Source organism: Mycobacterium sp. (genome assembly GCF_036488105.1).
Taxonomy (GTDB): Bacteria; Actinomycetota; Actinomycetes; order Mycobacteriales; family Mycobacteriaceae; genus Mycobacterium.
On the sequence record NZ_DASXHW010000501.1, the window covers coordinates 1 to 5,252 of the forward strand.

Below are 5,252 nucleotides of genomic sequence, written 5' to 3' on the forward strand. Positions count from 1 at the left end.
CGGCCGCTGCCTCTTCACCACCGGCATCATCAACTCACGCAACGACACCTTGAACCGCTCCAACGCAGACTCCGCCTGAACCCTCGCAAGGTGCTCACAAGCCAACTGGGCCTGATACCAAGCCGTGGTGCGCTCAGCCGCATACAGCTCCGCAAGAACATCCTGGTAAGTCCCGTGGTAGCGGCCCTCGCGGCGCCACAACACCTCCGGGTCGCCGTCATCGGCCGGGTTAATGAGCCCCTTACGGATGGAATGCATTGTCTTGATCTTCCTGTGTCGAATTTTAGGTGCGGGCTGTGCGACGCAACTCCACGCCCCGCTCATAGCGGGCGCGCATCTCTTCGGTGCCAAACCCGAGCATGTCGGCGAACTTGCAGAGCTCGTCGGCGTCCTTCGCATGCCGGGCCAAAACGTTCAACGCTGCCACGTGCTTGTCTGGAATGGCCCACTCGATCTTGTCGAGCGGTCGGCCACGACCGGGGGCGAACGGATCAGTCGGATTCCAAGCCACGATCAGCGGTCCTTCCGAGTGTCCGGCGGGAGGTTCCCGTCACCGACATAAACAGCCCAAACGATCGGCCCTTGGGAACGTGCGTCAAAGGCGCCTCGAGGGTGGAACGCGGCCAGGTCGGCCCGGCGGATACCTGATGCCATATTCTCCGCCGCCACAGTGGTCGGCCGTTCAGCGATACGTGCCCACTTGCGGGGCCGGCCACGCAGATCTGTGGCCTCGCCTAGCCACCTCACCCGCGACTTGGGCGGTGGCGGATCTTCCCAAACGAGTGTCATCGCTAAAAAGGAGGCTCGGTGTCATCGCCACCACCGGCGACGGGTGCCGAGCCCCAGGGATCGTCTACCGCTGCGCTGCCGCCGCCGCTAAACCCGCCGCTGTCGCCGCTCCGGCTGACCTTGTTGATTTTCGCGGTTGCGTACTTCAGCGACGGGCCAACCTCATCAACCTCGAGTTCGACGACTGTACGTTTTTCCCCGTCACGGGTCTCAAAAGATCTTTGCTTGAGTCGTCCAGTAACGACGACCCTCGCTCCCCGCACCAAGGACTCAGCCACATTTTCTGCTGCCTGGCGCCAGATGTTGCAGCGCATGAACAGGGCTTGGCCATCGACCCACTCGCCTTTGACCTTGTCGAACGAGCGGGGGGTGGACGCCACCACGAAGTTGGCCACCGCGGCACCAGACGGAGTGAAGCGAAGCTCAACGTCCGCTACCAAATTTCCACAGAGCGTGACAATGGTGTCACCTGACATTGGACTGTTCTCCTCTTGTGCTGGCTTGCAGAAAGTGTGCGTGGCGGTATTCGAAGATGCCGATCTTGCCGTCGGGCCAACGAACGTAAACACCGTCGGCCCGGAACGCGGTCACTTGACCGTCGATCCAGTGGTTGCCGAAGCCGTCGTCCAGGGTGACCAGGTCGCCAACGTTGAGGCCGGTAGTCACGATGTCTTACGGAGAGGGCGGCCCTCGCCGTTGCCGTTCTCTAGGCTGTCGATCGACGCCAGGAGGCGCCGTGCGTTGGCTGGTGAGCGCAGGAGGTAGGCGGTTTCCGACTCTGCTGCTTCAACCCGCTTCGGTCGTTGCCGGATGACCCTGGGCAGCACGCACGCCCCGATCACAACCACCGCAAGGACGCCAGCCGCGTAGAGCAGGACCATCAGGGCGGTGGCGAAGAATCCGAACTCGGTCATGCTGCCGCCAGATCGGCGTAACCCAAGCTGCGGCGTAACGCCCGGAGCAGGTCAGGGTCGACGTTGTCTAGGAAGATGGCCTTCCCCGTGCCGATCTCAATGAGGCAGGCCGGGCGTCGATCCTGGTCTTCGTACTGCACTAAACACAGGGTTTGGCCGGTGGTGTCGTGCCCGATGTGTGTGACGAGCTGGTCGGTCATGGGGTGGCCTCGATGACGGTGCAGCCGATGCAGCGGATATCCCGGGCCGTTGTGTACGTCTCACCCAGTTGGAGAACGTGCGAACACATTTCGCAGGTCAGCCCATCTTGAACGTCGAGGGGGCCAACGGGCCACACGTCGGTGATGGTGGGGCAGCCGATGGCATGGTCGGCGCCGTTGCCGAACAGGCCGGGTAGGCCGACGGCGCCGCAGTGGATGCACATGTCGCATGAGGCTTCGGCGTCGGTGATTGCCGGGAGTGCTGGTTTGCGGTCTGGGCGGGTCAGTGTGATCACAAGGGCGAGGACGAAGAGGAGCGCGATGAGCGTGCCTATGGAGAGGATGACTGCGAAGACGGCTAGGCCTGTGGCCATGATGGGGTGCCTCTGGTTGTGGCGGGGGTGGTCGCCGGGTTTGGTTAGTGGCAGCCGGGGGGCTGACTTGTGGTGTCGGATCCGGTGTCGTGGGTGTGGTGGTGGTCGGTGTTCGAGTCGGTGTCGGAACTGTCGTGGCTGCTCGTGTCGTGCGAGCTGGTGTCGTGGCTCGACGTGTCATGGGTGGAGGTGTGGTGGCTCCCCCCTTCGGAGCCACCACCCCCAGATCCGTGCGTGTCGTGCTGCGGTTCGATCGCCGCCTGCACTTGGCGAACCATCAGATCCACCCGGGGTTGGGCTGTGTAAAAGCCGCCACGAGAAGGAGCCGCCAGGACCGGGAGCACCGCTGGGGCCGTGTTGGTGATGGCCGAGCTCAAAGCTGGCGAGTTTGCGTACGCTTCCGGGCCAACCGCAATGTTGAAGATCAGGGCGGGACCCGTGGTAACCATGACGAGTGTCCCGATTAATCCGAGGCGGGGCCACATTGAGACGGGGCGTTTGCAGGCGCGGTGACGGCCGCCGGAGCGGTGGCGGCCGCTCATGCCGCGAACCCCACAACCGTCATGACGGCGAACATGAGCGTGCCGATCCCGATTGCCATCCACATCACTCCCCCACCTCGACCATCGGCACGAGCTGGGTTTGGTGGGCTGGGCTGTCCCAGTCGGTCGGAATGTACGGGACCGGTTCGTCGGGTAGCACCAAGATCGACCACAGGACGCCGTTGATGTGGCCCCTAAACTCGACCTCCCCCTTCAACGTGTTGATCTGCAACGCGCGAAGGTTCAGATGGTTGGCCCAGTCGTAACCGTTGTCCAACGACTCGACGATGACCAGGGGTTCGCCCTCGACGGTGCGGGTGATCGTGAAATCAACCTGCGGGAGCCCGTCAGCCTGGGCGACGGTTTCGGAGAGCCGCTCAAGTGCGGCCGGCAAAGACAAAACATGATCGGCGTGCATGTGGTGCCTCTCTTGGTTGGGGCTGCCCTACGGGGTGGGTGGGCAGTTAGCGGAAGTCAGGCGGCGCGGCGCTGCGGGATGACGTGGCGGATCGGCACCACCGGTCGGCGCTGCACCAAAGCCTGCCCGGTGCTAGTCGTGGCCTTGACCACCGGCGGGTACATCCCACCGCGGCACGGGTCGCACCGGTAACCGTCAGCGCACAACTGCACCTGCTGCGGCCATGGGGACTCCCCGCAACGCTCACACGGCCACCAACCAGCCGGCAGGAGCCCCCCGTACAGGGTGGACTGCTTGTCTCTCGGTTCGTTCAACATCAGGCGCGGTGCCTTCCTTGGTAGGGCCGCAAATGTGCGACCAAAGCTGCAACGATCAGTGATGCGAACGTGACGATCAGGACACCCGTGCAGGCGTCGACCAGTAGGAGTGCTGTGCGCCGAACCGCGGGGTGGCTTGCGATCTGCCCGTAATGTCCCCGCCACAACATGAACGTGAGGACCGCGAAAACGACGGCGCCGAAAAGGCGGTCGTTGAGATGCCACGCGGCCGGGGCGAGGAGACCGCCCATGCTGGCCAGGCGGCGCAGGTTCGGCTGGCAGTCGACACACTCGCAGGAGAAGTCGCGCACCGCGTACATCGTGCCGTGACGTGCCGGTTTGTCGGAGTCGGAGGGGGCGAGCTTGGGGTGGATCCACCGGCCGTCGACCAGCTCGCGTTCTGCCCTGTGCTTGGTACGTACACGGGCTTTCGCCGCTGCGGCTGCGGCGCGGCAGAGCACATTGCCGCAGCCGAGGTCGTACTGGTACTTCGAGCCGTGATTATGCGGCCGGGCGTCCTCATGTTTGCGACTAGAGGGAGTAGTGTTGCTGGGCACGGGTCGTGGTGCCTCTCGTGGGGTGGGGGCGGGACCGGGTCGCGGGGAGTGTGGTGTCCTCCCGTTGCCGGTTATTGATTTGTTGTGACCCCCACAATACTCCATACCCAAGGTATGGTCTAGTGGTTCGCCCCGCGCGCCACGCCTATGGCCTAGTCAGCCCTGGAACGCCCCTCACACAACCGCCCTGACACCTCACGGCCCCGGCTCCGACACCACCGCAACGCCACCGCACCGCACCTCTGACACGGCTGACCCAAACGCTCCGACCGCGACGGGCCCTCCCAACCAAGAGTGCGGCTGGCCCACTGCATCGCGGCGGTACGTTGCTGCGGCAACGCCGGCGGACCCGACGGAACATCCGCCACCCCCCGACGCACACGGGCTGCCTCGCGCAGCTCTTCCAGCTCGTCCGCCGTGAGTACCGGAGACAAGCCCAGGTCCGTTAAGTCTCGCTCGATCGCATCCACGGAATATCTCCCTGGCGTCGACAGAAGTACATAACGACCTAATCATTGCATGAGATAGTCCGACAGTAAAGAACTAGTTGAGTCGACCCCACTCAAGTCTGCGTAGATTCACGATCCCCCTTCCTTCCCCAGCCAGCCGTTTATTGCCTCGGCCAGCCCGCGCGCAGCCCCCCCGCTTAGATAACGCCGGGTCTCACCGGTGACCCTGGACCAGGTCTCATAACTGCGCCGGCGGCCCTCCGGGGCGGCCCAATCCAGAATCACCAATCCTGGTCGCGCACCGTAAACCATCGTGTACCAGGTAGCGTCGTCAACGCTCCACGAGATGTCACAACAGGCCAACACCTCAATCTCGGTGTGCCTCTCGTCGAACTCGGTGATCTTCAGGTAGTCAGTCATCTGCTGAACTTCGCGATATCAGCGAACCGGCTGAACGCCAACTGGTGGGCCACCGTGATCGTGTTAGTTGGACCGTTGCGGTGCTTGGCCAGGATCAGATCGGCCTCCCCCGCCCGAGGGTCGTCGTGATCAAAAGCGTCCGGGCGGTGCAACAAGATCACCATGTCGGCGTCCTGCTCGATCGAACCCGACTCGCGCAGGTCGGACAACATCGGCCGCTTGTCGGTGCGCTGCTCGGGGCCACGGTTCAGCTGGCTGATCGCCACCACCGG

13 protein-coding genes are annotated in these 5,252 nt (G+C 63.8%); all 13 read right to left on the minus strand.

Annotation, left to right across the window (positions count from 1 at the left end):
- Window positions 1-258, minus strand: a 258-nt coding sequence (locus VGH54_RS26485) for a hypothetical protein (protein ID WP_331515103.1), incomplete at its 3' end; no start/stop codon positions are given.
- Between the two features lie 25 nt (window positions 259-283).
- Window positions 284-511: a hypothetical protein gene (locus VGH54_RS26490; RefSeq protein WP_331515104.1), complete on the minus strand. Its 228-nt coding sequence runs from the start codon at window positions 509-511 to the stop codon at window positions 284-286.
- A 280-nt stretch (window positions 512-791) separates the two neighbouring features.
- Window positions 792-1,265: a single-stranded DNA-binding protein gene (locus VGH54_RS26495; RefSeq protein ID WP_331515105.1), complete on the minus strand. Its 474-nt coding sequence runs from the start codon at window positions 1,263-1,265 to the stop codon at window positions 792-794.
- Window positions 1,255-1,455 (minus strand): hypothetical protein, encoded by a 201-nt coding sequence (locus VGH54_RS26500; RefSeq protein ID WP_331515106.1) that lies wholly within the window; start codon window positions 1,453-1,455, stop codon window positions 1,255-1,257. Before VGH54_RS26500 ends, VGH54_RS26495 begins: the two co-directional genes overlap by 11 nt.
- Window positions 1,452-1,703 carry a hypothetical protein gene (locus tag VGH54_RS26505; RefSeq protein ID WP_331515107.1) on the minus strand — a complete coding sequence of 84 codons (252 nt, stop codon included), beginning with the start codon at window positions 1,701-1,703 and terminating at the stop codon, window positions 1,452-1,454. The genes VGH54_RS26500 and VGH54_RS26505 overlap by 4 nt, the downstream gene beginning before the upstream one ends.
- Window positions 1,700-1,903 (minus strand): hypothetical protein, encoded by a 204-nt coding sequence (locus tag VGH54_RS26510; protein ID WP_331515108.1) that lies wholly within the window; start codon window positions 1,901-1,903, stop codon window positions 1,700-1,702. The genes VGH54_RS26505 and VGH54_RS26510 overlap by 4 nt, the downstream gene beginning before the upstream one ends.
- Window positions 1,900-2,277, minus strand: coding sequence for a hypothetical protein (locus VGH54_RS26515; protein WP_331515109.1), 378 nt, complete (start codon window positions 2,275-2,277; stop codon window positions 1,900-1,902). Before VGH54_RS26515 ends, VGH54_RS26510 begins: the two co-directional genes overlap by 4 nt.
- 44 nt (window positions 2,278-2,321) lie before the next feature.
- Window positions 2,322-2,555 (minus strand): hypothetical protein, encoded by a 234-nt coding sequence (locus VGH54_RS26520; protein ID WP_331515110.1) that lies wholly within the window; start codon window positions 2,553-2,555, stop codon window positions 2,322-2,324.
- Window positions 2,556-2,883: 328 nt separating this feature from the next.
- Complete coding sequence (locus VGH54_RS26525) at window positions 2,884-3,213, minus strand: hypothetical protein (protein WP_331515111.1); 330 nt, start codon at window positions 3,211-3,213, stop codon at window positions 2,884-2,886.
- An 80-nt stretch (window positions 3,214-3,293) separates the two neighbouring features.
- Window positions 3,294-3,554: a hypothetical protein gene (locus tag VGH54_RS26530; RefSeq protein WP_331515112.1), complete on the minus strand. Its 261-nt coding sequence runs from the start codon at window positions 3,552-3,554 to the stop codon at window positions 3,294-3,296.
- Window positions 3,554-4,111 (minus strand): hypothetical protein, encoded by a 558-nt coding sequence (locus tag VGH54_RS26535; RefSeq protein WP_331515113.1) that lies wholly within the window; start codon window positions 4,109-4,111, stop codon window positions 3,554-3,556. The genes VGH54_RS26530 and VGH54_RS26535 overlap by 1 nt, the downstream gene beginning before the upstream one ends.
- Window positions 4,112-4,689: 578 nt before the next feature.
- Window positions 4,690-4,980 carry a hypothetical protein gene (locus tag VGH54_RS26540; protein ID WP_331515114.1) on the minus strand — a complete coding sequence of 97 codons (291 nt, stop codon included), beginning with the start codon at window positions 4,978-4,980 and terminating at the stop codon, window positions 4,690-4,692.
- The coding region (locus VGH54_RS26545; protein WP_331515115.1) for a DnaB-like helicase C-terminal domain-containing protein at window positions 4,977-5,252 on the minus strand (276 nt) is incomplete at its 5' end. The genes VGH54_RS26540 and VGH54_RS26545, both read right to left, overlap by 4 nt.